The sequence below is a fragment of the Arthrobacter bussei genome (assembly GCF_009377195.2).
In the GTDB taxonomy this organism is placed as follows: domain Bacteria; phylum Actinomycetota; class Actinomycetes; order Actinomycetales; family Micrococcaceae; genus Arthrobacter_D; species Arthrobacter_D bussei.
On sequence record NZ_VJXX01000004.1, the window covers coordinates 60410 to 86502 of the forward strand.

Here is a 26093-nt window from a genome sequence, read left to right on the forward strand (position 1 = left end):
CGCGCCGCAGTGCATAGGGTCGGAGGATGCAGCCCGATGCGATCATCGCCCTCCGCCGCCAGTTCCACGCCCACGCCGAGCCGGGCTTCCTCGAGTACCGGACGGCGTCCGTCATCCTCGGTGAGCTCCGCGCGATGGGTGTCCGCACCACGACGGGCACGGACGCCATCGCCCTGGGGAGCATCGCGCTGCCGCCCACCGAGGCGGAGCAGGAGGAGTGGGCGCGACGCGCCGTGGAAGCCGGGGCGCCGGCCGACGACGTCGCCTGGCTCCGGCAGCACGGCACCGCGGTCATCGCCGAGCTCGAGGGCAACCGCCCCGGTCCCACCTGGGGCCTCCGGGTGGACATCGACGCCCTGCCCGTGGACGAGGAGACGGCGGCGGACCATGCGCCGGTGGCGGGCGGGTTCCGGTCCACGACACCGTACATGCACGCCTGCGGGCACGACGGGCACGCCGCGATCGGCCTCGCCCTCGCCGACCGCCTGCGCGACGGCGATTTCCCCGGCCGAGTACGCATCATGTTCCAGCCCGCCGAGGAGGGCGTGCGCGGGGCGCAGCCCATGATCGACGCCGGCGTCACCCGCGGGGTGGACCGGATGCTCGCCGTGCACCTCGGCGGTGACCTGCCCACCGGCACCGTGCTGGGCGGGGTCACCGACGCGATGGCCACCACCAAGTGGACCGCCCGCTTTGAGGGCGAGGCCGCCCACGCCGCGGCCGCCCCCGAGAAGGGCAGGCACGCACTCGCCGCGGCCGCGCAGGCCACCCTCGCGATCCTCGGGCTCACCCGGTTCGCCGAGGCGGACACACGCGTCAATGTCGGGACCTTCCACGCCGCCGGGAGCGCGAACATCATCCCTGCCCTCGCCACCATCACCTACGAGACACGCTCCACGTCGAACGCCGTCCTGGAGGAGCTGAACCGCCGCGCCGAAGCCGCCGTGCAGGGCGCAGCGCTGATGTACGGGGTCGAGGCGGGCACGAAGGCCTACGGTCGCGCCGCGGTGTCCCAGCCCGACACTGTGCTGGTGGAGGACGTGGGCCGCGCTGCGGACGGGGTCCCCGCGATCACCACCTTCACGCCGGCCGGCGCCTCCGGAGGAGGGAGCGACGACGCCCACCTGCTCATCGACGACGTCCAGCGCTCGGGCGGACTGGGCACGTACGTCTTCGTCGGGGCCGCCAACCCCGCGCCCCACCACCATCGGCGGTTCGACCTCGACGAGGACGCCCTGGTGATCGCCGTGGACCTCCTGGAGCGTCTCTTCCGCGCCTGACGCGACATTCCCTGGACCGGTGGCACGTGCGGTGCGATGGTGGGTCCATGGTCAGCGAACACGACGTCCGGTCCACGTGCCTCGCACTGCCGGGCACCACCGAGCGGCTGAGCTGGAGCAGGCCCGCCTGGTTCGCGAGCACGCTGTTCGCCCGCATGTGGGACGACACCGTCCTGACCGTGAAGACCGGCGAGCGGGACGCGCTGCTCGCCGGGCAGCCCGGCGCATTCTTCGTCCACCCGCACCACGCGCGGTATCCCTCGCTCGTCCTGGTGCGCCTCGGCCGCATCGGCGGCGACGAGCTGACCGAACTGATCGAGGAGTCCTACCGGATCGCCGGGACCAGGACGCCCTGACGCGTGGATCCCGCTACGGGAGCGACGTCGCGAGCTGCGCTGCGGGGGACACGCCGGCCGGTTCCGCGGCGGACGCCGTATCCACCACGACGAACGTGATCAGGACGGCGCCCGCGAGGGCTGCGAGCGCGACGACGAGCCGTCCGGGCGGGCTGTGCCGGGTGGCGCGGCGGTGGCGGGGGCCCTTGGTCCTGGCGGGATCGGCCGTCATGGCATGGCTCCTGACACTGTGGAGGGAGAGTGGTCTCCTTCGATTCTGGCGGCGGGTCGACACGTCGGTCGACCACATCGGTACCCGTTCGTCCCCCTGCACTACCCGACGTGCCGGCCCGTCCTACTCGGCCGCCCCAGCCGGCGCCCTAGTCGGAGCCCTCCTCGACGCCGGCCGGACGCGCGCGCAGGTGGGTGGGCAGCACGCTGCCCGGCGCACGGCTGCGGATGTGGAGGAGATCCAGGGCGTGCTGGTGCAGCCGGCGGTCCTCCTCGGAGCGCGGCACCCAGGGCGGCACCGGCACGGCGGAGCCCTCGGCGTCTCGCGCCACCATGACGGTGAGGCACGTGGTGGTCAGGTCCATCTCGCGGGAGCGCGGGCTGCCCGAGCGCACGTGCACGGCGACGTGCATGCCCTTGTTCCCCGTGTAGACGAGGCGCGCCTCCACCTCGACGACGTCGCCGATGCGCAGTGGCTTCAGGAACCGGACGCCGCCGGAGAACACGGCGACCGTGTCCAGCCCGCAGTGCCGGGCGGAGCACACGTAGGCCGCCTCGTCGATCCAGTCCATCACCGTGCCGCCGTGCACCTTCCCGCCCCAGTTGACGTCGGTGGGCGCGGCGAGGAACCGCAGGACCGTCCGCTCGGCGGTGCCCGCCGCCGTGTACTCCTGCCGCCGCATCTCCTCGACGATCTCCCTGCGGACGCCGATCCGCGCCACCGCGTGCTCGCTCTCCCGCCGCTCCGCCGCTGTGCGGGGCCCGAAGGCCGGCACGGGGACGGGCGTGCCGTCCGGACCGACCGCCACGAAGACGACGAGGCACTCGCTGCGCCTGCCGCCGCCGTCCCCGGAGACCGGGCCGGAGGACACGACCGTGCGGATGTGCATGGAGGATGTGCCGGTGTGCACGATCGTCGCCTCGACCTCCACGAGGTCGCCGACCACCACGGGATCGGCGAAGTGGATGTTGCCCACGTACGCCGTGACGCAGTAGGTCTTGGCCCATCCGACGGCCGCCGCGTACGCCGCCTTGTCCACCCACTCGAGGACGGTTCCGGCGTCCACGGACCCGCTGTGCCCGAGGTCCGTGGGGGAGGCGAGGAAGCGGAGGGTGACGGCGTTCGGCGGGGTGCTCATGGTGTCCATGATCCAGCCCTCACGCCTGCAGCCAGGCGAGCAGCAGGGCATCGAAGCGCTCCTGCTGGGCGCGGGCGTCCTCGAGGTCGGTGAAAGCCACGGTCCCGCGGTCGGCGGTGATCGGGGCGAACAGTCCCGACGGGTCGGCGAAGACGAACGTGTCGACGTCGTCGCGCACCGCCGCACCCCGATGCAGGACGAGCTGCACCCGGTCCACCCGACGGAGGTTGAACGTGACGCGGTCCTCGCCCTCGTGGGTGTAGCTGGGGGCGTTCCACTTCACGTGCTCGCCGAGCGGCAGGGGCAGGGCGAGGATCGAGGTCCGCAGGAACATGATCGTGGTCCGGAGCGGGTAATCCGACCGTTCGAGGAGCGTGTCGACGGCGGGCGAGGGTTCGTTCATTCCCCAGTATCCCCACGGGACGTGGTCGAGCGGTAGGCCGTCGTCGTCAGCCGCGGACGTCGATGACGGTCACGCCGCCCGCCGAGCGATCGCCCGCCATGGCGACGAGGGCGTCCGGAACGTTCGCGAGGGTGATGCGGCGTTCGATGAGATCCTGTGGTCGCAGCCGCCCCTCCGCGACCAGCGCCATGAGCCCGGGGTAGTCCTGCGCGGGCATTCCGTGGCTGCCGAGGATCGAGAGCTCCCTGCCGATCACCGCGCCCATGGGCAGGACCGGGTCGGCGGGGAAGAGCCCGATCTGCACGTGCCGTCCGCGCGGCCGGAGCGAGAGGATGCCCACGGCAGCGGTCTCCTCCCGGCCGAGGGCGTCGACGGAGACGTCCACACCCTCCGGAGCGGCATCCCGGAGCGCCGCCAGCACCTCCTTGCGGGACCGGCCCGAGGAATCGACGGTGGTGTCGGCGCCGCACCGGGCGGCACGCGCCAGGGCGTCGCCGTCAATGTCCACGGCGAGGACCCGCGCACCGAGCGCTACGCCGATCATCACTGCGCTCAGCCCCACCCCGCCGCAGCCGACCACCACGAGGGTCTCCCCGGCGGCGAGCCGCGCCTGGTGGACGAGGCCGCGGTACGACGTCGCGAAGCGGCAGCCGAGCAGCGCGGCGGCACCGGCGTCGAGGGTTGCCGGGACGGGGATCAGGTTGGTGTCCGCGTGGTGCAGTGCCACGAGGTCCGCGAACGAGCCCCAGTGCGTGAAGCCGGGCTGCGTCTGGTTCCGGCACACCTGGCCGTTGCCGGAGAGGCACTCGGGGCAGGTGCCGCACGCGCAGACGAAGGGCGTGGTCACGCGGTCGCCGACGGCGAAGCGCCGGACCTCGTCCCCCACCGCCTCGATGATCCCCACGAGTTCGTGGCCGGGCACGTGCGGGAGCGAGATGCCGTCGTCGTGCCCCAGCCAGCCGTGCACGTCGCTGCGGCAGAGACCGGTCGTCTCCACCCGGACGACGACCCCCGCGGGGGAGACCGTGGGCTCGGGGACGTCCCGGAGGACAGGGCGGGCGGAGAACCCGTCGAAGCAGACAGCGCGCATGGCACCATTCTGCCCGCGGATCCTCCGCCGCGGGGTCGGATCAGGGGATCGGTCCGCGCCGGTGCCGGGTCAGGACCCGCGCTGGACGGCCTTCCGGGCCGGACGGGCTCCGGATCGCCGTGTCCCGGTGATCATCGGATCCTTCGCGAGATCCATCATCAGCGCCACGCACAGGCCGATCATGACCAGGAGGAACGGTGCGGCCGCGATGATGGTGAGCGTCTGCAGGGCTTCCAGACTCCCGACCGACAGCAGGACGGCGGCCACGCCACCGGTCAGCGCGCCCCAGAGGATGGTCAGCCATTTCCTCGGTACGGCCGCGCCGAAGGAGGACAGCGAACCGAGGACGATCGATGACGCATCGGCCCCGGAGATGAAGAACACCGCCACGAGGATGACGACGAGGATCGAGGTCACGGATGCCAGCGGGTACTCGGCGAGGAGGGCGAACATCGCGGACTCCTGGCTCTCCGCGTTTGCTGCCGCGATGTCCACACCGTTGTCCTGGAGGTTGAGGGCAGAGCCGCCCCAGACGCCGAACCAGACGACGCTGATGACGCTGGGGACGGCGACGACGCCGATGATGAACTCGCGGATGGTGCGGCCCCGCGAGATCTTCGCGAGGAAGGAGCCCACGAAGGGCGTCCAGGAGACCCACCACGCCCAGTAGAAGATGGTCCACGCGGCGAGCCACTCGTGGCCCCCGAAGGCACCCGTCCGGGACGCCATCTGCGGCAGGCCGATGAGGTAGTTGCCCGCGGAGGCCGGGATGAGTTCCAGGATGAAGACCGTGGGCCCGACGACGAAGAGGAAGAACAGCAGGGCCAGGGCCAGGATCATGTTGCCGTTGGACAGCCACTTGATACCGCGGCTGACACCGCTCACGGCGGAGACGATGAAGCAGACCGTGAGCACGGCGATCAGGGTGATCTGCAGGGGAAGGCTGCTGCCCACGCCGAACACCTCCGTGAGTCCACCGTTGATCTGCAGCACGCCGAGCCCGAGGGACGTCGCGGAACCGAACAGGGTGGCGAAGATGGCGAAGACATCGATGGCCCGCAGGCCCCGGGGGGTCGGACGGCCGCGGAAGAGAGCTGTGAAGGCGCCGCTGAAGCCCGCGCCGCGGCCCTTGCGGAAGGCGGAGTAGGCGAGGGCCAGGCCGACCACCGCGTAGATGGCCCAGGGGTGGATGGCCCAGTGGAACAGGGTGTAGTTCATCGCCTGGCGCGCGGCCTCGGGCGTGCCGGGCGTGATGCCGTCGACGGGCGGCGTGAGGTAGTGGGAGATGGGCTCGGTGACCCCGTAGAACATCAGCCCGATCCCCATGCCGGCGCTGAACATCATGGCGATCCAGGAGGCCCTGCTGTGCTCGGGCTTCTCACCGTCCCGGCCGAGCGGGATCCGCCCGTACTTGCTGAAGGCGAGGAACAGGGCGAACACCACGAAACCCGTGGCCGTGAGCACGAACGCCCACCCGAAGTTCGCGACGAGTCCGTTGAGCACGGACGTGGTGATGGCCGAGAATCCGGCCGGGAAGACGACCGCCACGAGCATGAGCAGGATGACGATCGAGAGGGAGACGAAGAGGACGGGCCTGTCCAGCGGGGCCTTCGCGGGAGCCTCTCCTGGAGGCGCCTCGAACGGCGTGTCCTCGCTGGGCGGTGATCCTTGAATGGGCTCGGTTGAATTAGACATACGCCTCAGGGTACGCGCGGGTCAGGTACCCGGTCCGGCACGGGACGCCCATGATCGCTGCTTGCGGCGGCGCCCGTCGAGTGATGCCCGCCGGCGTCCGCAGACCTCTCGCGGTCGTCGGGTGTTCACGCGGGACAGCCTCTGCTTCCCTGTGTACGCGGCGATCCGGACCGGTCTCGATGCTCCGCTGCCGGGTGACGCGGCACAGCGACGAGGGTCCCCGGATCCGGCCTCCGAGCGGTCCGGGCCGTGGTCGGGTCACCGGGCCCCGGTGTGACGAAGGACCCATCCGGGAGGTCTCCCGGCGTGCGAGAATCCGCCCGCCCGGGATCCGGACGCGCTCAGCCCTCGCGGAGTCGGTGCCGCTCCCTGCGATCCCCCCGGACGTCGGTGGTGAGGCTCAGCCCGAGCCCCGCGGCCACGAGGACGATCATCACGAACGGCAGGATCTCGAGCCCGACCCCGTCGAGGAGGAGCCCGCCGAGCAGCGCGCCACCGCCGATGCCGATGTTGAACGCCGTCGTCTGCAGGGCGGCCGAGAGGTCGCGGGTACGGAAGGAGGCAGTGCGCAGCATGCGCGTCTGGAGCATGGCCGGGATGCCACCGAAGGCTGCACCCCAGACGATGACCGCGATCAGCACCACGACGGTGTTCGTGGTGGCGAGGGCCAGGGTGAGGACGGCCGCCATGACCACGAGGACGACGCCGATGAACGCCTTCCGCGGGAACCGGTCGGCGGCGTAGCCGGCACCGAACAGCCCGATGATGCCGGCGCCGCCGTAGAGGAACAGGACGAGGGCGATGGATCTCGGCTCGAAGGACGAGACGTCGGTCAGCCAGGGGGCGATGTACGTGTAGAAGGTGTTCTGACCGGTCAGGAGGATGAGGATGACCGTGCAGAGCAGCAGGACACCCCTGAAGCTCGGGTCCCGGGTCAGGGGAACGCGTTCCTCGCCCGCCTTCCGCTCCACGTGGTGGTTCACGGGCGGCAGGAACTTCACGATCACGAGCGCCAGGAGTGCCACGACCACGCCGATGATCGTGAACGCGGTCCGCCAGCCGAAGGCGTTGCCGATCGCCGTGCCCACGGGCACACCGAGGACGAAGGCCGCGGTGCCGCCGCCGGCCGTGATCGCCACGGCCTTGCCGAGCTGGTGCGCCGGTACGAGGTGCGCGGAGTACGCGGCGACCACGGCCCAGAACAGCCCGTGCGCGAGCCCGCCGAGGATCCGCGCCGCGACCAGCACGGCGTAGGTGGGTGCGACGGCCGCGAGCACGTTGGCGATGGCGATCACCGAGAGGACGACGACGATCAGCGACTTGCGGGAGAAACGCTGCGTGATCGCGGCGAGGGGCGTGGTGGCCACGACGACGGTCCCTGCGAAGATCGTCACGAGGTACCCGGCGGTCGAGATGCCGACATCGAGGTCGCGCGCCATCGCGGGCAGCAGGCCCGTGGGGAGGAACTCACTGGTCACGGAGACGAAGATGGCGCCGGCGAGGGACAGGAGTCCCAGGTACGGGAACGGCGCGGTGCTGTTCACGGGCGGTGAGGAGACGGACAAGGGGCACCAATCATGGGTTCCGGTCGGGGGAGCGCCCCGGGTGCACCGTTGGATACCGGAGGGCGTGCTGCGGTCAAGGCTAGCGAGGCCTCGACCCCTGGGCTAACACCGCTCGCCCCCGTGACATTCCGCGTCGTTCCTCATGTCGCCGTCACTGTCGCCGTCACTGTCGCCGTCACTGTCGCCGTCACTGTCGCCGTCCGCGTCACCCTGTGCGTCACCTTCGCCGTCCGCATCGCCGTCCGGAGGCCTCCCCGACATCGGGGCCCGCGGCGGCCCTGGTGCGTCAGCCGCGCTGCGTGTCCGCCCAGGACCCACCGCGTGCCCGCACCGGGAGGCCGGCGGATGCACCCGCGTCCCCGGCCTGGATCGCGCCGTCGTGCCCGGCGGAGGCGTAGCCGCGCTCCGCGTCGTCGTCCTCCCGCTGGGGCACGAGGCGGAGGCGGGGGCCCGCGTCGCGTTCGTCGAGTTCGTCCGCGATCTCGTCCTTGCGGGCGGCCGTCTCGGCGTCGACCTCACCGTCCGTCGCGAACTCGTGCTCGATCTCCCGGTGCACCTTGCTGTTGAGGACCTCGACGTCCTCGTCCCGGAGACGCTCGAGCCTCGCCGGGAAGGGCTCGTCGGGGGAGATCCTGCTCTTCATGTCCGCTCCATCTGCCGTCCGCGCCTCGCGCGGTGATCGAGTGAAGGCTAGACCCGGTCCGGGTACCGGAGCAAGCAGTCTGCTGAGCACCGACGGGTTGACGCGCGAGGGCTGGAGCGTGCCGTTCCTGAGCTCATCCGGGTGGCACGCTCGGGGTGCTGCTCAGGCGAGCAGGGCGGCGACACCGATCAGCGCGGGGATGGCGAGGATCGAGGAGAGCAGTACGGTATCCCGTGCCAGCGGGATCCCGCGCGCGTAGCGGCTGGCGAACATGAAGACGTTCTGTGCGGTCGGGAGCGCCGAGACGACGACGGCCCCGAGCAGGCGATCGCCCGTGAGCCCGAAGACATGATGCGCGACGAGATAGGCCGCCACGGGCATCAGCGCCGTCTTGAGGAGCGTCGCGGTGAGGACCTGCAGCCGGTCGGGGCTGGGCTCCAGCGGTCTGCTGCCGGGTAGTGACATGCCGAAGGAGATCAGGACCATCGGCACGGCGGCTCCGCCGATGAGGGCGATCGAGTCCCACGCGGGTCCCGGGGGCCGCAGCCCCGTTGCCGACACGGCGACGCCGAGCAGCGACGCGATGATCATCGGATTCCGGAACGGCTGCGTGAGGATGGTGCGGACGGAGGGCTTCCGGCTGGAGGTCAGGTCGAGGATCGTCAGGTAGAGCGGCGCGAGGACCAGGAGCTGGACGAGCAGCACGGGGGCTATCAGCGTCGCGTCGCCGAGTGCGTAGACCGTGATGGGGATCCCGATGTTGTTGGCGTTGACGTACGAGCTGGCCATCGCACCGATCGCCGTCTCCGCGGCCGGACGGCGGAACAGGAACCGGCTGACCAGGACGTAGAGGCCGGCGATGGCCACGGACGAGATGAGGGCGATCGGCACGTACTCGGAGAACACCGCAGCGAGATCGGCATCGGCCAGGACGGTGAACAGGAGGGCCGGGTTGGTCACGAAGAACGCCACCTGGTTCAGCGCGAACCCCGCCTGCGGTCCGCCGATCACGAGCCGCCCTGCGATGTAGCCGACGAAGATCACGGCTCCGACGACGGCGAACCCGCCCAGCAGTCCCAGCATGTGTCCTCCGTCCGGTGCCAATCCCTCCCTCGAACCTATCGGGTGGAGCCGCGGGCCGGGGTGCCGGCTCAGCGGGGGCTGACGCCGGTCCGACGCGCTGGCGCGGGTCCGGGCAGCGGGGCAGGGATGATCAGGCCCCTTGCTAGGCTCGCAGCAGGAATCACGACTTCAAAGGAGCAGGCTGTGGCTGATACCGCACGCACGGACGTCGACGGACTCGAGAAACCGAAGTGGCGGCTCGTCGGGCCGGGCCTGCTCGCGGCGGCCACCGGTGTCGGCGCGGGCGACCTCGTCGCCACCCTGATCGCCGGCAGCCGCTACGGCTACGCGCTCCTGTGGGCGGCGGTGATCGGCTGTGTCCTGAAGATCGTCCTCGTGGAGGGTGTGGGTCGCTGGTACCTCGCGACCGGCAAGACCATCTTCCAGGGCTGGCGCACCCTCGGTGCATGGACCAGCTGGTACTTCGGCCCGTACATCATCATCTGGGGCTTCGTGTACGGCGCGACGGCGATGAGTTCGACGGCGCTCCCGCTGCAGGCGCTGTTTCCCGCGATACCGCTCAACGTCTTCGCGGTCGCCTCGGGGCTGATCGGACTGGCCCTCGTCTGGTTCGGGCGGTACGGCCTGTTCGAGAAGATCATGACCGTGATGGTCGGCATCATGTTCATCTCCGTCGTCGGGTCCGCGATCCTCGCGCTGCCGAACATCCCCGCCATGCTGGGCGGCCTCGTTCCCACCCTGCCCGGCGGATCGGTGTTCTACGTGCTCGGCCTCGCCGGCGGTGTGGGCGGCACCATCACCCTGGCGGCGTACGGCTACTGGCTGCGGGAGAAGGGCTGGAACAAGCCCAGGTGGATGAAGGTCATGCGGGTGGACAACACCGTGGCCTACACCATGACCGGCATCTTCGTGGTCTGCATGCTCATCCTCGGCGCCGAGCTCCTCTACAGCGCGAACATCTCGCTGCAGAGCGGCGATCGCGGGCTCCTCGACATGGGCGTCGTCCTCGAGGACCGGTACGGCGTGGTGTGGGCGAAGGTCTTCCTCATCGGCTTCTGGGCGTCGTCGTTCTCCTCGCTCCTCGGGGTCTGGCACGGCGTGAGCCTCATGTTCGCGGACTTCTGGGCGAACTTCCGCAAGAAGGCGGACGACCTCTCGGACGACGACGCCCCCGGCTCGCACAGCGTCCCCGCCCGCGCCTACATGCTCTGGCTGACCATCCCGCCGATGCTGCTCCTCCTGCTCGGTCGCCCGTTCTTCCTGATCCTCCTCTACGGCGTTCTCGGCTCGCTCTTCATGCCGTTCCTGGCCATCACCCTCCTGGTCCTGCTGAACAGCACGCGGCTGGCGAAGGAGTGGCGGAACCGGTGGCTCTCGAACGTGTTCCTGGTCATCACGACCGTCGTCTTCCTGGTGCTCGGCGTGAACGAGCTCGTCAAGGCGGTCACCGGGGCCTGACCGGCAGGCCGGGCCCGTGCCAGACTGGGGTCCATGCTCGTAGCCTTCAGCGTCGCCCCGTCCGGTTCCTCCGACCTCTCCCGTGAGAATCCCGAAGGGTCGGTGCACGACGCCGTCGCGGCGGCCGTCGCCGTCGTCCGCGAATCGGGGCTTCCGAACCACACCGACTCGATGTTCACCACCATCGAGGGTGAATGGGACGAGGTGATGGCGGTCGTGAAGCACGCCACCGAGGCGGTGGGCCGGTACGGCAGCCGCGTGTCGCTCGTGCTGAAGGCCGACATCAGGCCGGGACGGACGGGTGAGCTCACCGGCAAGCTCGACCGCCTCGAGGCCGCGCTCGCCGAGCAGGAGCAGTTCGAGGGCCACTCCTGATCCGGCCGTATCCGCGCGCCACTCGGTAGCCCCAGGCCACTAAACTGGTGCCGTGACCCACCCCCCGCTCACGCTGCCCTACGTCATCCGGCCCGCGACGGTCGACGACGCCGAGGCCTACGCACGCACCCATGTCGCAGGCCTGCACGAGACGTACGAGCACATCATGCCGCGCGAGTACCACGACTACTACGACGCCGAGCTGCCGGCTCTCATCGAGCGCCGCCGCGCGGCCTTCGCGGAGGCTGAACGGACGCCCGGCAGTGCGCGCAGCTGGCTGGCGTCCGACGACGAGGGCGAGCCGGTCGGCATCGCGACATCCGGTCCGGGGCGCGACGACGACCGCCCCGACTTCGAGCTGCACCACATCTACACGCTGCGCTCCACGCACGGTACCGGCCTCGGGCAGCGCCTGCTGGACACGGCCATCGGCGGACGTGCCGCCTACCTGTGGATCCTGAACGACAACCCGCGCGCCGAGCGCTTCTACGTGCGGAACGGCTTCGGGCCGGACGGCACGTCGATGCTCTGCGGGCCCACCTGGCACCATCGGCCCATGTTCCGCATGCACCGCCCCGACCAGACCGCTTGAGGCGGGTCCGGCCCGCGGCTAGCATGGGAACCATGCCCTCCTCCGTGCGTCCGACCGTGCCCGACGGCGCCCTCGCGTCCGTCTCCCGGCGTCCGGACCGCGCCTGATGGCGAAGCCCTCCGGCCCGCAGCCGCAGATCGGCGAGTTCCCGATCGACACGGGCACCTGCGAACTCGAGCCCGACCCCTACAGCACCAACGGATGGGTGCTGCGCATCAACGGCGTGCCCAGCTCGCACATCGACCTCGACGACCCGCTGCGGCTCGACTTCGAGTACATGCGCTGGATCGCCTCCCTCGTCGACGCACGCTTCCCCGCGACGGATCGGCTCCGCGCACTGCACCTCGGCGGCGGAGCCTGCTCCCTCGCGCGGCGCTTCGCCGCGTCGCACCCGCAGGCGCGGCAGGTCGTCGTCGAACTCGACGGCCGCCTGGCGGAACTGGTCCGCGCATGGTTCGACCTCCCGCGCGCGCCGCTCATGCGCCTGCGCGTCGGCGAGGCCCGTGCCGTGACGGAGTCGCTGAGCGAGGGCAGCCGGGATCTCGTGATCCGCGACGTCTTCGCCGGCGCCGTGACACCGGCGCCCCTGACCACGCGGGAGTTCACGCGCGCCGTCAAGCGCGTGCTCGGGCCGGACGGCGTGTACGTGGTCAACTGCGGCGACAGCCCGGACCTCGCCATGGCCCGGCGTGAGGCGGCGACCATCGGAGGCGAGTTCGGCCACACCGCGATCATCGCCGACCCCGCGATGCTCAAGGGGCGGCGCTACGGCAACGTGATCATCGCCGGCAGCGACGCTCCGCTCGGGGCCGCTCCGGGACTGGCGCGCGAGCTGCTGGGCGGCGGTGTCCCGGCGCAGCTCTGGCAGGACGAACGGGTCCGGACGTTCGCGGCCGGGGCGCAGGTCATCACGGACTGACCGCGGCGCGCTCGACGGCACCGCCGGGTGCGACGCCGCCCGCTCCCCCACGCGTGACCGGACCGGACGGCGGAGCCCGCGCCCCACTAGGCTTGCACGGTGGAACTGGGCTTGCTGGGCATCATCGGAATCGCCGTCCTCGTGGCCGTCGCCGTGCTCTCGCAGCGCGTGCGGGTCGCGGCCCCGCTGCTGCTGGTCGTCGTCGGCATCGGGCTCTCGTTCGTCCCCGGCGTGCCGTCCTTCAGCATCCCGGACGAGTGGATCCTCACCGGGATCCTGCCGCCCCTGCTGTACGCGGCCGCGATCAAGACCCCGGTGATGGACTTCCGCCGCAATTTCACGCCCATCGCGAGCCTGTCGGTGGCACTCGTGGTCGTCTCCGCGTTCGCCGTGGGGTTCGTGCTGCACCTGCTGCTGCCGGGTCTCGGCCTCGCCGCGGCGATCGCCCTGGGCGCGGTCATCAGTCCGCCCGACGCCGTCGCCGCCACCTCGATCGGACGCCGGCTCGGCCTTCCGCCCCGCCTGCTCACGGTCCTCGAGGGGGAGGGCCTGGTGAACGACGCCACGGCCCTCGTGCTGCTCCGCAGTGCCATCGCGGCCTCGGCCGGGGCGCTCGCCGGGTTCGGCGCGGCGGCTGCAGACTTCGCCTTCGCCGTCGTCGTCGCGGTGGTGGTCGGCTACGCGGTGGGCGTGGTCACGGTGTTCGTCCGCTCGAAGCTCGACGACCCGGTGCTGGACACCGCAATCTCCTTCGCCGTGCCGTTCATCGCGTTCATCCCGGCCGAGGAGCTGGGCGCCTCGGGCGTGCTGGCGGTCGTCGTGGCCGGGATCTACACCGGGCACCGGAGCGCGAGCCACCTCGACGCCCGCGCCCGCATCAGCGACAACGTCAACTGGCGGACGGTGCAGTTCCTCCTCGAGAACGGCGTCTTCCTGCTGATCGGCCTCGAGGTCCGCAGCCTCCTGCAAAACATCGACGAGTCGTTGCTGACCGTCGGCCAGACGGTCACGATCGGCCTCCTCGCGACCCTCGCACTGATCGCACTGCGCTTCCTGTGGGTGTTCCCCCTGGTCCTGCTCATGCGGTGGCTGCCGAGCCGGGCAGCCCGCCGCTCGCTGCAGCTGCGCCGCGGGCTGAACCGGCTGAAACGCCTGCCCACGCTCGACGCCCGGCAGGAGCGGCGCAAGCGGGCCCTGACCCGGATGTACGCACGGAGGCAGGCGGACCTCGAGCTGGAGAGGCGCGAGGGCTTCGGGTGGAAGGGCGCCACGGTGCTCGGCTGGTCCGGGATGCGCGGCGTCGTGACCCTCGCCGCGGCGCAGTCGCTGCCGTCGTCGTTCGCGTACCGCGAGCAGCTGGTCCTCATCGCCTTCACCGTGGCGGTTACCACGCTCCTGGTGCAGGGCAGCACGCTTCCCTGGCTCATCCGGGTGCTGCGCATCGAGGGGATCGACGTCGGATCGGACCGCGAGGAGTCGGCCACCCTGTTCGACGAACTGCGGACCGAGGGGCTGCGGGTCCTCGCCGATCCGGGATCGATCATCGGCGAGGGCGTCATGGTGGACCAGGATGTCCTGGACCGCGTCCGGGCGGACACGGGCATGCGGTCGGAATTCGAGTGGGAGAAGGCGCGCCTGCCGGAGAAGAAGCTCGTGCGTTCACCGCATCGCCAGTACCGCGACCTCCGGCTCGCCGTCCTCGAGGCGGAGCGGGCGGCACTGCTGGCCGCCCGTGCGAGCGGGACCTACTCGTCCCGTGCCCTCGCGAGGGCGCAGCGGATCCTCGACGTCGAGGAGACACGGCTGCGGCCCCACGGCGGCGCGGCGCACTGACGGTGCGGCGACCGCCTCAGGTACCGGGCGGAGCGGTGCCGCGCCGGCCGAGGAGATCCGGTTCGAGCGCGCGCGTCGCCTCGCGGAGGGCCTCGACGACGGCGGCGACGGCGGGCTGCCGCAGGGCGTCGGGCCGCACGACGAGCCAGTAGTCCAGCCGCTCGGCGACGAGTTCCGGGAGGATCCGGACGAGATCCGGGTGGCGGTCCGCCATGAAGCAGGGCAGGAGCCCGAGGCCCGCACCGGCCCGCGTCGCCTCGACATGCACGAAGACGTTCGTGGAGCTCAGGGCGTCCCGCATGGCGGGCAGGAGGCGTCGCGGCGCATCGAGGCTGTCCACCTGCAGCATCGAGTCGATGAAGTAGACGAGGGGGTGAGCCACCGCGCCCGCGAGGTCCGACGGCGTGCCGTGCTCCGCGAGGTAGCGCCGGGAGGCGTACAGCCCCAGCACGTAGGTGCCGAGCCGCGTCGCCTCGGCGCGGTGGACCTGCGGCTCGCCGACCACCACTTCGAGGTCGAGCCCGGTGCGGGTCTGGGAGGCCCGCCGGGTCGCCGCGACGATCTCGATCCTCAGCCGCGGATTGCCGTTCCGCAGCCGGGCGAAGGCCGGTGCCGCGATGAAGGCGCTGAAGCCGTCGGTGGCACTCATCCGGACGACGCCGGAGAGGGCCCCGCGGTCGTCGTCGCCCAGCAGGTCGACAGCGGCGGCGACGGTCTCCGCCGCGTCCGCGGCACGCCGGCCGAGATCAGTGAGTTCCCATCCCCCCGCACCGCGGGACAGGACGTGGCCGCCGAGCGCCTTCTCGAGCGCGGCGATGCGCCGGGAGACCGTCGTGTGGTTCAGGCCGAGCGTCTCCGCCGCCGTGGTGAAGCGTCCCGTCTGCGCGACGGCCCTCAGGACGAGGAGATCCTGTGCGTTCGGGGCGTCCATGTGTGCAGTATCGCAGGCTGAGCCTGCCGAACTGGTCATTGGCCCTCCTTCAGCCTGCAGGAATACTCAGGGTGAATGCGGGGTCATCCCGCCCGGTGCGGAAGGAACACGATGGGCCCCGACGGAGTGGCAGCTCAACCAGGTGCGGGCAGTTCCGCGGGTCCGCTCGAGGGACGACGCGCAGTGATCACCGGCGGCGCGAGCGGCATCGGAGCGGCGTGTGCCCGGACGCTCGCCGGCCTCGGCGCGTACGTGGTCGTCGCCGATCGGGACGGAGACGGTGCGGCGGCGCTCGCCGACGAACTGGGCGGTGAGGCGTGGGCCGTGGACCTCCTCGACACCACCGCGCTGGAGGAGCCCGCCCTCGAGGCGGACATCCTCGTCAACAACGCCGGCATCCAGGTGGTCAGCCCGATCGAGGACTTCGGGCCGGCGGACTTCCGCCGCATCCAGAAGCTCATGGTCGAGGCACCCTTCCTCCTCATCAGGGCCGCTCTGCCGGGCATGTACGAGCGCGGCTACGGCAGGATCATCAACATCTCCTCGGTCCACGGACTGCGGGCCTCGCCCTACAAGTCCGCGTACGTGACCGCGAAGCACGGGCTCGAGGGCCTCTCCAAGGTCACGGCGCTCGAGGGCGGCGCGCACGGCGTGACGAGCAACTGCGTCAACCCCGGGTACGTGCGCACGCCGCTGGTCGAGAACCAGCTCGCGGACCAGGCCCGTGTCCACGGCATCACGGAGGAGCAGGTGCTCTCGCAGATCATGCTCACGGAATCCGCCATCAAGCGCCTCGTGGAGCCCGCGGAGGTCGCCTCGCTCGTCGCCTGGCTCGCGGGCGACGACGCCGGGATGGTGACGGGCTCGTCCTACGTCATGGACGGCGGCTGGTCCGCCCGCTGACCCGGCGCCCGGCCCGCGAACCGGCGACGACGGCGGTTCCCCATCCGCCGTCGTCGCTCCTTCTCCCGGTGGTCAGATGCCCAGGATCTCCTCGATCGGGCCGATGCCGAAGAACACCACGAAGGCGGCGGCGACGGCCCACATCAGGGGATGCACTTCACGGCCGCGGCCCTGGATGGCGCGGATCAGCACGAAGGCGATGAACCCGGCGCCCAGGCCGTTCGCGATCGAGTAGGTGAACGGCATGAGGATGAAGGTCAGGAACGCCGGGATGGCGATGCCCCAGTCGTCGAAGTCGATGCGGCCCACCTGCGCCACCATCATGAAGCCGACCACCACGAGCGCGGGCGCCACGGCCTCGAACGGCACGAGGCTGATGAGCGGGGTGAAGAACATCGCCAGCAGGAACAGCAGTCCGGTCACCACATTGGCGAGGCCGGTCCGGGCACCCTCGCCGATGCCTGCGCCGGACTCGACGTAGATCTGGTTGGAGGAGACCGAACCGGCGCCGCCCGCCACCGCGCCGAGCGCGTCGACGACCAGCACGCGGTTGACGCCCGGGATGTTCCCCTTGGAGTCCACGAGCTTCGCCTCGTTCGCGAGGCCCACCATGGTGCCCATGGCATCGAAGAAGATGCTCAGCAGGATGGTGAAGGTCAGCAGGAGCGCAGCGGTGCCGCCGAGGTGTCCGAACGCGCCGAACAGGCTCACGTTGCCGATCAGTCCGAGGTCCGGCAGTCCCACCCACGAGCCCGCCGGCAGTTCCGGCACCACGAGCGACCATCCGGCCGGGTTGGCGTCCTGGCCGGGGATGAAGCTCGGCCCGACGTCGAACACGGCTTCGAGGAGCACGGCGAGCACCGTCGCGGCGAGGACCCCGATGAGGATGGCGCCGCGCACCCGGCGGACCACGAGGGCGATGGTCAGGATGAGGCCGAAGACGAAGACCAGCGTGGGCCAGCCGATGAGGACGCCACCGAAGCCGAGGCCCACGGGCACGGTGGTACCGGCGACGTCGGGCACGCGGCGCACGAAGCCCGCGTTGACGAGCCCGATCAGGGCGATGAACAGGCCGATGCCGACGACGATGGCCGTCTTCAGGCTCTCCGGCACCGCGTTGAACACCGCGGTCCTGAAGCCCGTCAGGACCAGGACGAGCATGGTGAGGCCCGCCAGCATCACGAGCCCCATGATGTCCGGCCAGGTGAGGCCGGGGTTGGTGGCGACGGTGATCGCCACGAACGCGTTGACGCCGAGGCCGGTGGCCAGGGCGAACGGATACTTCGCCCACGCACCCATGGCGATGGTCAGGATGCCCGCGACGAGCGCGGTGACGGCCGCGACGCGCTCGAACCCCAGCTCGGTGCCGGCGGAATCCGCACCGGCCAGGATGAGCGGGTTGAGCACCACGATGTAGCTCATGGCGAAGAACGTGGCGAGGCCTCCACGGATCTCCCGGGAGAACGTCGACCCCCGCTGCGTGATGTCGAAGTAGCGATCCAGCACGGAACCAGTTTTGAGCATGGGGGATCCTAGGGCGGAAGGGGCGGGAGCGGTCGCGAAGATTCTATCCCGGCGCCCCGTCGGTCCCGGTGGTTCATGACGCCGGCCACAGGGCGGCACGCGTCCCAGCACCCGGTCAGGGTCTCCGCGTAGGGTTGCAGCATGGCTGCCCTCCTCCAGACTCCCTCCCTTCGCCCGGCGACCCCCTCCGGACTGCGGAAGCATCCGTTCCGGGCCGCCGCCGCCGGGCTTCTCGCGGTCCTCCTGGCGCTCGCCGCGCTCGTCGGCGCCGGCGGCGCGGCCAGCGCCCATGACGAGCTGGTCGGCACCACACCGGCCGAGGGCACCACCATCGACGTCCTGCCCCCCACGCTCGAACTCGCCTTCTCGAGCGTGCCGTCGGGGATCGGATCACAGGTGCAGGTGCTCGACGAGGCCGGCGAGGACTGGGCGGACGGCCCCGTGGAGATCGTGGACCGCACGGCGACGCAGGCGCTGCGGGCCGGGGCGCCAGCCGGCGAGTACACCGTCAACTGGCGCGTCGTCAGCTCGGATTCGCACCCCATCGAGGGGACGTTCGCCTTCACCACACAGCAGGGCGGGACGACAGTGCCGGACGCGGCGACGACGGCCGGACCGATGGACACGCGGGAGGATGTCACGAACGAGACGCAGACAGCGGGCGTCAGTGACTTCCCGTGGAGCATCATCCTGATGATCGCGGCCCTCGTGGCCATCGCCGTCGCCCTGGCCATCACCGCCCGCAGGAGGCTCGGCGCGAGCAGGTAGGACGCGGAACCGCCGGAGGCGTCCCGCCGGCTACGCGCCCAGCGGGGAGATGGCGGCGCGCGGCGGCGAGAAGCGGTTCAGCGCTACGGGACCCTGGGCCTGGATGGCGTCGCTCACGAGCTTGGCCTGGCGGACGATCTCCCTCGTCGTGGGCGTCAGCAGTTCGCCGACGCCGACGAGGTGCAGGCCGATCGCCCGCAGCGCTGCCTTGAAGTCGCGTCCGATCGCGATGCCCATCGAGCGGAGGAATCTCCGGAGTTCGTTCTGCGGGTACTTGGTGAGGACCACGTGGTCGGCGAGGAGGACGCCGTCGGCGGTCTGCACGGCCCACTTCTTCCGCCCCACGGGTGCCTTGAGGAGTGTGGGATGGCCGATGATGCTCAGCTGCTCCGCCACGGTGCTCTGTCTCACGTCCAGCTGGTGGGCGGCTGCGTACCCGCGGAGGAGGCGCATCAGTTCGGTCCGTTCGGACAGCGAGACGGAGTCGGTCATCACGGTGCGCATGGCGCCCGAGTCGAAGCACTCGAGGCTCTCGACGACGATCGAATCGATGCCGCGGCGGCTCAGCTCGCTCGCGACGGCGAGGCCGGACAGTCCCGAGCCGATCACCACGGTGCTCGTATGCTCCGCGGAAGCGGGCGTCGCGGACGCCGAGCGGACCGGGTCGAGCGGCAACGAATTCACCGGGTTACCTCCACACGAAGCATTGGTCCCGTACGGCCCGGCGCCTCTTCCGGGCCGTACGGACTCTTGGCTGCGAACGGGTCATCCAAGAGCACTGCGTGCAGGGATGAGTTGCCCAGGGGGCAGCCCCGCAACGGGTGTTCGAAGCCTATATAACTTTTCAGACCGTGGATAGACCGTTCCCCGAGAGGTGCGCTACAAATGGTTGACCGGCCGCCGACGGTGGCCGGGACACGCGACCGAGGGAGGCCTGCCGTGGGCAGCGAGCACACAGAGGGTTCGTCGGAGGAGCTGGCGCAGCACGGGATCGTCGTCGGTGTGGACGGCTCGGACCAGAGCACGTGCGCCCTGCTCTGGGCCGCCCAGGAGGCCGAGCGACGGAAGGCGCCGCTCTATGTCGTGACCGCCTATACCGTCCCGGTCTTCGCGGCGTCCAGCATGGACGCCGGCTACGCCACCGTGGACGACGAGGTCATCCGGGAGAGCGCACAGTCCGTCCTGCAGGAGTCGCTGACGCACCTGTCCGGTCTGCGGGTCGATGTCCATCCCCGCATCGAGACGGGTGATGCCGCCGGGGTGCTCCTCGACCTCTCGGAGCAGGCAGAACTCATGGTGGTGGGCTCGCGGGGTCGCGGCGGGTTCGTCGGCCGTCTGCTCGGTTCCGTCAGCAGCGCCCTCCCCGCACATGCCAAGTGCCCGACGGCGGTCATCCCCGTCTGCACCGGCGCGCGCCTGGGGCACCCGGAGCTCGGAAGGAAGCAGGGGCGCGACCGGGACAGGCCCGCCCTCGCCGTCGAACCGGTCGTGGTGGTCGGCGTCGACGGGTCGGAGCAGGCACGCATGGCGTCCCTCGCCGCAGCGGAGGAGGCCCGGTCACGCGGACTCGCCCTGCGTGTCATCTGTTCCGTCGCGCCGTTCAACGGGTCGTTGGCCTGGGTGCCGGCCCCCGTGGACCGGGAGGCCCTGCACGCGGACCTCGCCCTCCAGCTCGCCGCCGGTCGTGACTGGCTGCAGAGCCACTACCCGGACGTCGACATCAGGGTGGACCTGGTGGACGGGCCGCCCGCGGAGGTCCTGATCGCCGCATCGGCGACGGCGGAGCTCCTCGTGGTGGGCACGCGGGGCCGTGGTGGCTTCGCCAGCATGCTCATGGGGTCGACCAGCCAGGGAGTCCTGCACCACGCCCGCGGCCCCGTCCTCGTGGTGCCGGACAAGGCTGATCCGCGGCTCGAGGACCGCAGCTCCTTCGGCCCGATGGTCGCGCCGGCGCGCTAGCGCGGACGGCGCTGCGCGGGCCGCGTCGCCGGGACCCTCGAACAGTGTCGCCGGGACCCTGCAGCTCGGTGCTGTGCCGGGCCGCTCTTGCCGGGACTCTGTGGCGGGCGATCCGGTCGACCGCTGTGGCTGGGCTGCTCTCGCCGGGGCTCTGTGGCTGGGCGATCCGGTGGACCGCTGTGGCTGGGCCGCTCTTGCCGGGACTCTGTGGCTGGGCGATCCGGTGGGCCTTCGTCGCCGAGCGCTCCGGCTGGAACCGCCGTGGCCGGACGTCCGACCGCTGTCGCGTGGAGGCCGGTGATCAGACGCGCCCGGCCGAGGGGTTCAGCGCACCCATGCCGGCCATGTCCGCCAGCCGGGTGGTCAGGATGCCCTGGTCCGGGTTCAGCGCGTTGACCACCGTGCCGTCGCCGATGTAGATGGCGACGTGCCAGATCGCGGCGCCCTCGCCCCAGAACACGAGGTCACCCGGTTGCATCTGCGACAGCGGGACGTGCTGCACGGCGAAGTACTGCTGAGCGGCGGTCCTCGGCAGCGATACGCCGGCGGAGGCGAAGGCCTGCTGCGTGAGTCCCGAGCAGTCGTACCCCAGCGGCCCGTTGCCTCCCCAGGAGTAGAAGTACGGCGCGCCCCTCTTCGACAGGGCATAGCTCACGGCGACGGCACCGGCACCGCTGCTCGAGGGTGGCGACGGCGGCATCGGAGCCGGTACCGGAGCCGGTGCGGGAGGTGCCGGTGCAGGAGCCGGCGGTGCGGGTGCGGGCCGCACGGGAGCGGGAGGTGCGGGTGCGGGCTGCACGGGGGCCGGCGGCCCGGGGACAGGAGGCGCAGGGGCCGTGGGGGGAGCCGGGGCAGGGCGGACCGGAGCCGGGGGAGCAGGGGCGGCAGTCGCGGGGCGCTCGGGCGCCGGTGCAGGAACCTCGGAGGGGGCGGGCGCGGGTGCGTCGGGGGCGGTTGCGATCGGCGGTCCAGCCGAGTCGATCGGTGCCGGGTCGCGCAGGGGCGGCGTCGTGACCGGCGCGGACGCAGGTCCCGTGACAGCCGCTGCCGCTGCAGCCGCCGATGCGGCGATGGTACGGGCGAGATCCCGCTCGCGCCGGACCTGCTCGAGACCCGCGATCCGCCTGTCCTCCAGCTCCGCCGTCGTGTTGCGCAGGGTGGCGAGCTGTCCGACGAGGGTAGCCCGCTCCGTCGCCTTCTCGACGACGAGGCGCTGGGCGTCGTCGGCCGCGCTCCGGGCTTCCTTCCCTGCGGTCTCCGCGTCGTCGGCGGCGTCCTGCGCGGCCTGGCGCGCTGCCGCCGCGTCCTCCGTCAGGGACGTCCACGCCTCGGTGGCGGCCGCTGCGTCGTCGAGGGTGCGCGTGCTGTTGCTCGAGAGCCCGTAGAGGGTGGATGCCCGGTACATGACCTCGTCCGGATCGCTGCCGTCGAGCACACTCTCGATCCCCGGGTTCATCCCGCCCGAGCGATACAGGTCACCGGCCAGCCTGCCCACCTGGTCGGAGGCGGCTGCGTGCCGGCTGGCCGCCTCCTCTGCGCGCTGTTCCGCCAGGTCCGCTGCTGTGCGCCGTTCCTCGAGGACGGCGAGGGCCGTGGTGTAGGCGTTCTGCACCTGGAACGCCGAGAGCTGCGCCTCCTGGAGCTGGGTGCCGGCCGCGGCGATGACGTCCTCGATGTCCTCCACCAGGCCCGCTGTCGCTGCGGCGTCGTCCTGGGCGCGGGCGATCTCCTCGACCGAGGGGATGTCCGTAGCCCGCGGTGTGGCGATCGGGGGAGCGGCATATGCGGGGGAGATGGCCGCTCCACCGAGCAGGACGGCGGCAGCGAGAGCTGCGATGCTGCGGCGGAGGGAGTGGCTCGTACTGCTCGATGACTGCACGTTCTGCCGCTCTTTCGTCACGCCCGATGGTGGTGGATCACATAACAGTCACGACGATAGGACGCCTTCAGTCACTTTGGCAACAGACGTCACATCAGTATCGTAAACAACATCCGTGTCATTTAGGCGGATCCCGACAGCGTGTCGCGTCAGCCCCACCCGAGTTCGTGCAACCGGGCGTCGTCGATGCCGAAGTGGTGCGCTATCTCGTGCACGACGGTCACGAGGATCTCCTCGACCAGTTCCTCGCGCGATTCGCACAGGCGCATGAGTGGCTGACGGAAGATGCTGATCCGGTCCGGCAGGGAGCCGGCCTCCCACCAGCCATCGCGCTCGGTGAGCGGCGTACCCTCGTAGAGGCCCAGCAGTTCGGTGTCCGGCGGTTCGCCGGGGCCGGGCTCGTACTCCTCCACGACGAAGATCGCCACGTTGTCCATGGCTTGGGCGAGGTCGTCGGGAATGCGATCGATCGCGTCGTCGACGGCTTCCTCGAACTCCTGGCGGGTGATCTCGAACGGCACGCCCCGATCGTACCGACACGGCGCTGATGCCGGTGACCGGCCCGGTCCCGGGTGCCGGGTGGTGATTTTGTGGAATCGGGACGGTGCCCCTATAGTTTTATAGGTCCACGACAGGGAATGATCCGCCGGAAATGCATGGTGTTCCGGAAGGTCGCAGGAACCCGAACTGTGGTTCTGGCCCCCATCGTCTAGTGGCCTAGGACACCGCCCTTTCACGGCGGCGACACGGGTTCGAATCCCGTTGGGGGTACGCATGAGCAGCCCTCGCGGGCGGTCAACCGGAGCGAAAAGTGCTGGTAGGCTGGAACTCTTGCAAATCGGCAAGTGAAGTTAGCAAGGCCCTGTAGCGCAGTTGGTTAGCGCGCCGCCCTGTCACGGCGGAGGTCGCGGGTTCAAGTCCCGTCAGGGTCGCTCAGGCGGCTGGATCCCTTCGGGGAGTTCGGCCAGGCTGGATACGGTGATCATCGCGAAGATGGTCGCAAGGCTCTGTAGCTCAGTTGGTAGAGCGTTCGACTGAAAATCGAAAGGTCACCGGATCGACGCCGGTCGGAGCCACCGCTGAAAACCCCCGGATACCCGGGGGTTTTTCTTTTGCCCCGATCCAGCCATCCGATGCGGGCCTGCCCCCGCCTCTTCGCGACACCGGCATCACGTCCTCCGATAGCCGCGATCGACGTCGCCAGGCTGCGCCATCGAGGCGGAGGGACATCGACTGCTCGCATTCTGTGAACGTTCCAGTAAGTTCGGGATGTCCCTGTTCAACAACGAAGTTGGAGCACGCGCATGGCGCAGCAGCACCTCCCCACGTTCACCCGACGGCTGGTCGCCTCCCTCGCGATCGCCGCCGTCGCCCTCTCGCCGGCCCTGCCGGCCTCCGCCGCACCCGGCCCGGCCGCCGGCACCTCCGCCGAGGCTCCGTCAGCCGCCGCCGCGGTGGACCTCGACCTCTCGGGTACCTGGAAGTTCGCCACGGGCGATGATCCGGCCTTCGCCGCGCCCGGTTTCGACGATTCCGCGTGGACCGATCTGCAGGTCCCGCAGACGGACGGGGCGCCGCAGTTCGCGGACTACGACGGCTTCGGCTGGTACCGCCTCACCTTCGAGCTCCCGGCCGGTGCCGAGGGTCAGAACCTCGTGGCGTCCCTCGGGTTCCTCGATGACGTCGACGAGGCGTTCCTCAACGGGGTGAAGATCGGCGGCTCCGGCTCCATGCCGCCGAACGCTCAGAGCCAGTGGTTCGAGCAGCGCCTGTACCCGGTCCCGGCCGAGGCGCCCGTCTTCGGTGGGACCAACACGCTGGCCGTCCGGCTCTACGACATGTCCGGTGGCGGCGGCTGGTACCAGGGTCCCGTGGGCCTCTTCTCGAAGGACGCGCTCCGTGAGCAGGTGTACGGGATCAGCGGCTCGCCGGCCGATGCGGCCACCACGGCATGGGTCACGGGCCTCCTCGGACGCCAGGCCGCGGCCCTCGCGGCGGGCGATGCCGAGGCCTACCTCGCCACCCTCTCCGACGGCTACTTCCACGACGGGCGCGACCGTGAGCGGCGCGAGCGCGAGATCCGCGGCTGGCTCGCGGAGTCCGGCACCCTGACGGTCGACGACGGCGGCGTGGAGATCATCCGGTCCGACGACGGCCGCCTGCTCGTCGACACGAACCGCACCATCTCCGGTACGCGGGACGGGGTTCCCTTCGCGTTCCAGCCGCGGACCCAGGAGTTCCTCACCCTCGACGCTGCGACGCGCACCGAGAGCGGCAACCAGTCCCGCTTCTTCCGCGACTTCGTCGAGTCGGGGCTCGAGGACGCGCGCCGGGAGTACGTGACCTACCTGCCGCCGTCGTACCTGGAGAACCCGAACCGCGAGTACCCGGTGGTGTACCTCCTGCACGGCGTCAACGGCGGCAGCCGCGAGTGGGAGCCCCGCGACTTCGGCGCGAGGCTCGACGAGCTCTACACCACCGGTGGCCTCGAGGAGTCGATCGTCATCATGCCCGACGGCGAATCGCTGTGGTACGTGGACAACCAGGGCGGAACGCCCTGGCGCAGCATGTTCGTCGACGAGTTGATCCCTCAGGTCGACGCCGAGTACCGCACCCTCGCGGACCGTGAGTTCCGCGGTCTCTCCGGCGTCTCGATGGGTGGCTTCGGCGCCTACTCGATCGGGCTGGCGCACCCCGAGCTGTTCTCGTCCCTCGCCTCCCACATGGGCGCGCTGAGCCTGGCGCCCGCCGTCGTCGGCGTCACCTCGCCCGGCGGACCGGCAGGGCAGTCCGCCTCGCCGCTGGCCGACGTCGCCGCCCGCACCACCGAGCAGCTCTCGCGCTACGCGTTCTTCTACGACGCATGCGAGGAGGACGACTACCGGTTCGACAACGCGGTGCGGTCACTGGACACGCTGCTCGACGCGAAGGGGATCGACCACGCCTCCGCCGTCTACCCCGAGGGCCGGCACAACGACGACTGCTGGGTGCCCCGGATCGCCGACTCCTTCGGCCTCCACTCCGACCACGTCCGCGAGGTGCTCGGCGCCGACACCACGGCACCGACCGTCTCCGCAGCCCTCGATCCCGCGACCCGCACCGTGGTGGTCGATGCCGACGACGAAACCGGTATCTCCCGGATCGAGTACTCGGTGAACCGCAACAACGGCTCCTTCACCGAGTACGAGGGTCCGATAGCGATCGGTGACCGGGCGGCCACCGTGTACGTCCGGGCCATCGACGCCGCAGGCAACGTCAGCGGCGTCGTGAAGGAGAAGGTGCTGCCCACCCGCGCGCAGGGCGGGAAGCGCTGACCCGGAACGGTCCGCAGGCGCGGTCACCGCAGGAGGGCTCCGTCGCGATGCGGCGGGGCCCTCCCTCCTCCCAGCCAAACCGGGGGTTCGCACCGTACCATCACCGGGACGGCTGCGCGTCCGGCGGGTCTCCGTCCGAACGGCGCGATCCATCGATTGCCCGGGGGAACCACC

24 protein-coding genes and 3 tRNA genes are annotated in these 26093 nt (G+C 70.9%); 14 read left to right on the plus strand and 13 right to left on the minus strand.

All coding sequences use genetic code 11. The features are described from left to right. The first annotated feature begins 26 nt into the window (after window positions 1-26). Window positions 27-1280, plus strand: a complete 1254-nt coding sequence (locus FNH21_RS12285) for an amidohydrolase (RefSeq protein ID WP_152816110.1) — start codon at window positions 27-29, stop codon at window positions 1278-1280. Window positions 1281-1327: 47 nt separating this feature from the next. Then, window positions 1328-1636, plus strand: coding sequence for an MmcQ/YjbR family DNA-binding protein (locus tag FNH21_RS12290; protein WP_152816113.1), 309 nt, complete (start codon window positions 1328-1330; stop codon window positions 1634-1636). Between the two features lie 13 nt (window positions 1637-1649). Here the strand turns inward: FNH21_RS12290 and FNH21_RS12295 are convergent, their stop codons facing one another. The 8 genes from FNH21_RS12295 to FNH21_RS12330 form a co-directional block, all read right to left on the minus strand. Next, window positions 1650-1847: a hypothetical protein gene (locus tag FNH21_RS12295; protein WP_152816116.1), complete on the minus strand. Its 198-nt coding sequence runs from the start codon at window positions 1845-1847 to the stop codon at window positions 1650-1652. A 148-nt stretch (window positions 1848-1995) separates the two neighbouring features. After that, window positions 1996-2985 carry an acyl-CoA thioesterase gene (locus FNH21_RS12300; protein WP_152816437.1) on the minus strand — a complete coding sequence of 330 codons (990 nt, stop codon included), beginning with the start codon at window positions 2983-2985 and terminating at the stop codon, window positions 1996-1998. A 19-nt stretch (window positions 2986-3004) separates the two neighbouring features. Next, window positions 3005-3388 (minus strand): DUF1801 domain-containing protein, encoded by a 384-nt coding sequence (locus FNH21_RS12305; RefSeq protein ID WP_152816119.1) that lies wholly within the window; start codon window positions 3386-3388, stop codon window positions 3005-3007. Window positions 3389-3434: 46 nt separating this feature from the next. After that, a complete protein-coding gene (locus FNH21_RS12310) occupies window positions 3435-4478 on the minus strand; it encodes an alcohol dehydrogenase catalytic domain-containing protein (protein ID WP_152816122.1) in 1044 nt (347 codons plus the stop codon). Window positions 4479-4547: 69 nt separating this feature from the next. Continuing rightward, window positions 4548-6173 (minus strand): BCCT family transporter, encoded by a 1626-nt coding sequence (locus tag FNH21_RS12315; protein ID WP_152816125.1) that lies wholly within the window; start codon window positions 6171-6173, stop codon window positions 4548-4550. A 341-nt stretch (window positions 6174-6514) separates the two neighbouring features. Then, on the minus strand, window positions 6515-7717 hold the full coding sequence (locus tag FNH21_RS12320; protein ID WP_191931929.1) for an MFS transporter: 1203 nt from the start codon (window positions 7715-7717) through the stop codon (window positions 6515-6517). 307 nt (window positions 7718-8024) lie between these two features. Next, entirely contained in the window at window positions 8025-8381 is a 357-nt protein-coding gene (locus tag FNH21_RS12325) for a hypothetical protein (protein ID WP_191931930.1), read from the minus strand. A gap of 162 nt (window positions 8382-8543) precedes the next feature. Further along, window positions 8544-9464 (minus strand): AEC family transporter, encoded by a 921-nt coding sequence (locus FNH21_RS12330; protein WP_152816132.1) that lies wholly within the window; start codon window positions 9462-9464, stop codon window positions 8544-8546. A 183-nt stretch (window positions 9465-9647) separates the two neighbouring features. On the opposite strand from FNH21_RS12330, the gene FNH21_RS12335 reads away from it, so the two are divergent. From FNH21_RS12335 to FNH21_RS12355, 5 genes are all read left to right on the plus strand, one after another. After that, complete coding sequence (locus FNH21_RS12335; RefSeq protein ID WP_338403271.1) at window positions 9648-10922, plus strand: Nramp family divalent metal transporter; 1275 nt, start codon at window positions 9648-9650, stop codon at window positions 10920-10922. 33 nt (window positions 10923-10955) lie between these two features. Then, complete coding sequence (locus FNH21_RS12340; RefSeq protein WP_055765553.1) at window positions 10956-11297, plus strand: thiamine-binding protein; 342 nt, start codon at window positions 10956-10958, stop codon at window positions 11295-11297. Between the two features lie 52 nt (window positions 11298-11349). Further along, a complete protein-coding gene (locus FNH21_RS12345) occupies window positions 11350-11889 on the plus strand; it encodes a GNAT family N-acetyltransferase (RefSeq protein WP_338403272.1) in 540 nt (179 codons plus the stop codon). Window positions 11890-11995: 106 nt separating this feature from the next. Continuing rightward, the gene (locus FNH21_RS12350; RefSeq protein WP_152816140.1) at window positions 11996-12808 is read left to right on the plus strand and encodes a spermidine synthase; all 813 of its coding nucleotides are present in this window, start codon (window positions 11996-11998) and stop codon (window positions 12806-12808) included. Window positions 12809-12907: 99 nt separating this feature from the next. Then, window positions 12908-14641 carry a cation:proton antiporter domain-containing protein gene (locus tag FNH21_RS12355; RefSeq protein WP_191931931.1) on the plus strand — a complete coding sequence of 578 codons (1734 nt, stop codon included), beginning with the start codon at window positions 12908-12910 and terminating at the stop codon, window positions 14639-14641. A 16-nt stretch (window positions 14642-14657) separates the two neighbouring features. Here the strand turns inward: FNH21_RS12355 and FNH21_RS12360 are convergent, their stop codons facing one another. After that, on the minus strand, window positions 14658-15572 hold the full coding sequence (locus FNH21_RS12360) for a LysR family transcriptional regulator (RefSeq protein WP_152816143.1): 915 nt from the start codon (window positions 15570-15572) through the stop codon (window positions 14658-14660). A 111-nt stretch (window positions 15573-15683) separates the two neighbouring features. Between FNH21_RS12360 and FNH21_RS12365 the strand changes: the two genes are divergently transcribed. Further along, on the plus strand, window positions 15684-16475 hold the full coding sequence (locus FNH21_RS12365) for a 3-hydroxybutyrate dehydrogenase (RefSeq protein WP_152816146.1): 792 nt from the start codon (window positions 15684-15686) through the stop codon (window positions 16473-16475). 72 nt (window positions 16476-16547) lie between these two features. On the opposite strand, the gene FNH21_RS12370 is transcribed toward FNH21_RS12365, so the two are convergent. Next, complete coding sequence (locus tag FNH21_RS12370) at window positions 16548-17999, minus strand: NCS2 family permease (RefSeq protein WP_152816149.1); 1452 nt, start codon at window positions 17997-17999, stop codon at window positions 16548-16550. A 141-nt stretch (window positions 18000-18140) separates the two neighbouring features. On the opposite strand from FNH21_RS12370, the gene FNH21_RS12375 reads away from it, so the two are divergent. Further along, window positions 18141-18767, plus strand: coding sequence for a copper resistance CopC family protein (locus FNH21_RS12375; protein WP_152816152.1), 627 nt, complete (start codon window positions 18141-18143; stop codon window positions 18765-18767). Between the two features lie 30 nt (window positions 18768-18797). Here the strand turns inward: FNH21_RS12375 and FNH21_RS12380 are convergent, their stop codons facing one another. Then, the gene (locus tag FNH21_RS12380) at window positions 18798-19451 is read right to left on the minus strand and encodes an FAD-dependent monooxygenase (RefSeq protein ID WP_338403273.1); all 654 of its coding nucleotides are present in this window, start codon (window positions 19449-19451) and stop codon (window positions 18798-18800) included. Window positions 19452-19706: 255 nt separating this feature from the next. Between FNH21_RS12380 and FNH21_RS12385 the strand changes: the two genes are divergently transcribed. Further along, window positions 19707-20726, plus strand: coding sequence for a universal stress protein (locus FNH21_RS12385; RefSeq protein WP_338403274.1), 1020 nt, complete (start codon window positions 19707-19709; stop codon window positions 20724-20726). Window positions 20727-21027: 301 nt separating this feature from the next. Here FNH21_RS12385 and FNH21_RS12390 read toward each other — a convergent pair whose 3' ends face one another. Both FNH21_RS12390 and FNH21_RS12395 read right to left on the minus strand, forming a co-directional pair. Then, window positions 21028-22626 (minus strand): C40 family peptidase, encoded by a 1599-nt coding sequence (locus tag FNH21_RS12390; RefSeq protein ID WP_338403275.1) that lies wholly within the window; start codon window positions 22624-22626, stop codon window positions 21028-21030. Window positions 22627-22754: 128 nt separating this feature from the next. Then, window positions 22755-23126: a metallopeptidase family protein gene (locus tag FNH21_RS12395; RefSeq protein WP_338403276.1), complete on the minus strand. Its 372-nt coding sequence runs from the start codon at window positions 23124-23126 to the stop codon at window positions 22755-22757. 177 nt (window positions 23127-23303) lie between these two features. Between FNH21_RS12395 and FNH21_RS12400 the strand changes: the two genes are divergently transcribed. The 4 genes from FNH21_RS12400 (at window position 23304) to FNH21_RS12415 (ending at window position 25919) form a co-directional block, all read left to right on the plus strand. Further along, window positions 23304-23376, plus strand: a tRNA-Glu gene (locus FNH21_RS12400). An 87-nt stretch (window positions 23377-23463) separates the two neighbouring features. Further along, a tRNA-Asp gene (locus FNH21_RS12405) sits at window positions 23464-23537 on the plus strand. Window positions 23538-23608: 71 nt separating this feature from the next. After that, window positions 23609-23681 (plus strand) — tRNA-Phe (locus FNH21_RS12410). 228 nt (window positions 23682-23909) lie between these two features. Then, window positions 23910-25919, plus strand: a complete 2010-nt coding sequence (locus tag FNH21_RS12415) for an alpha/beta hydrolase-fold protein (protein WP_152816158.1) — start codon at window positions 23910-23912, stop codon at window positions 25917-25919. The last annotated feature ends 174 nt before the right edge of the window (window positions 25920-26093 follow it).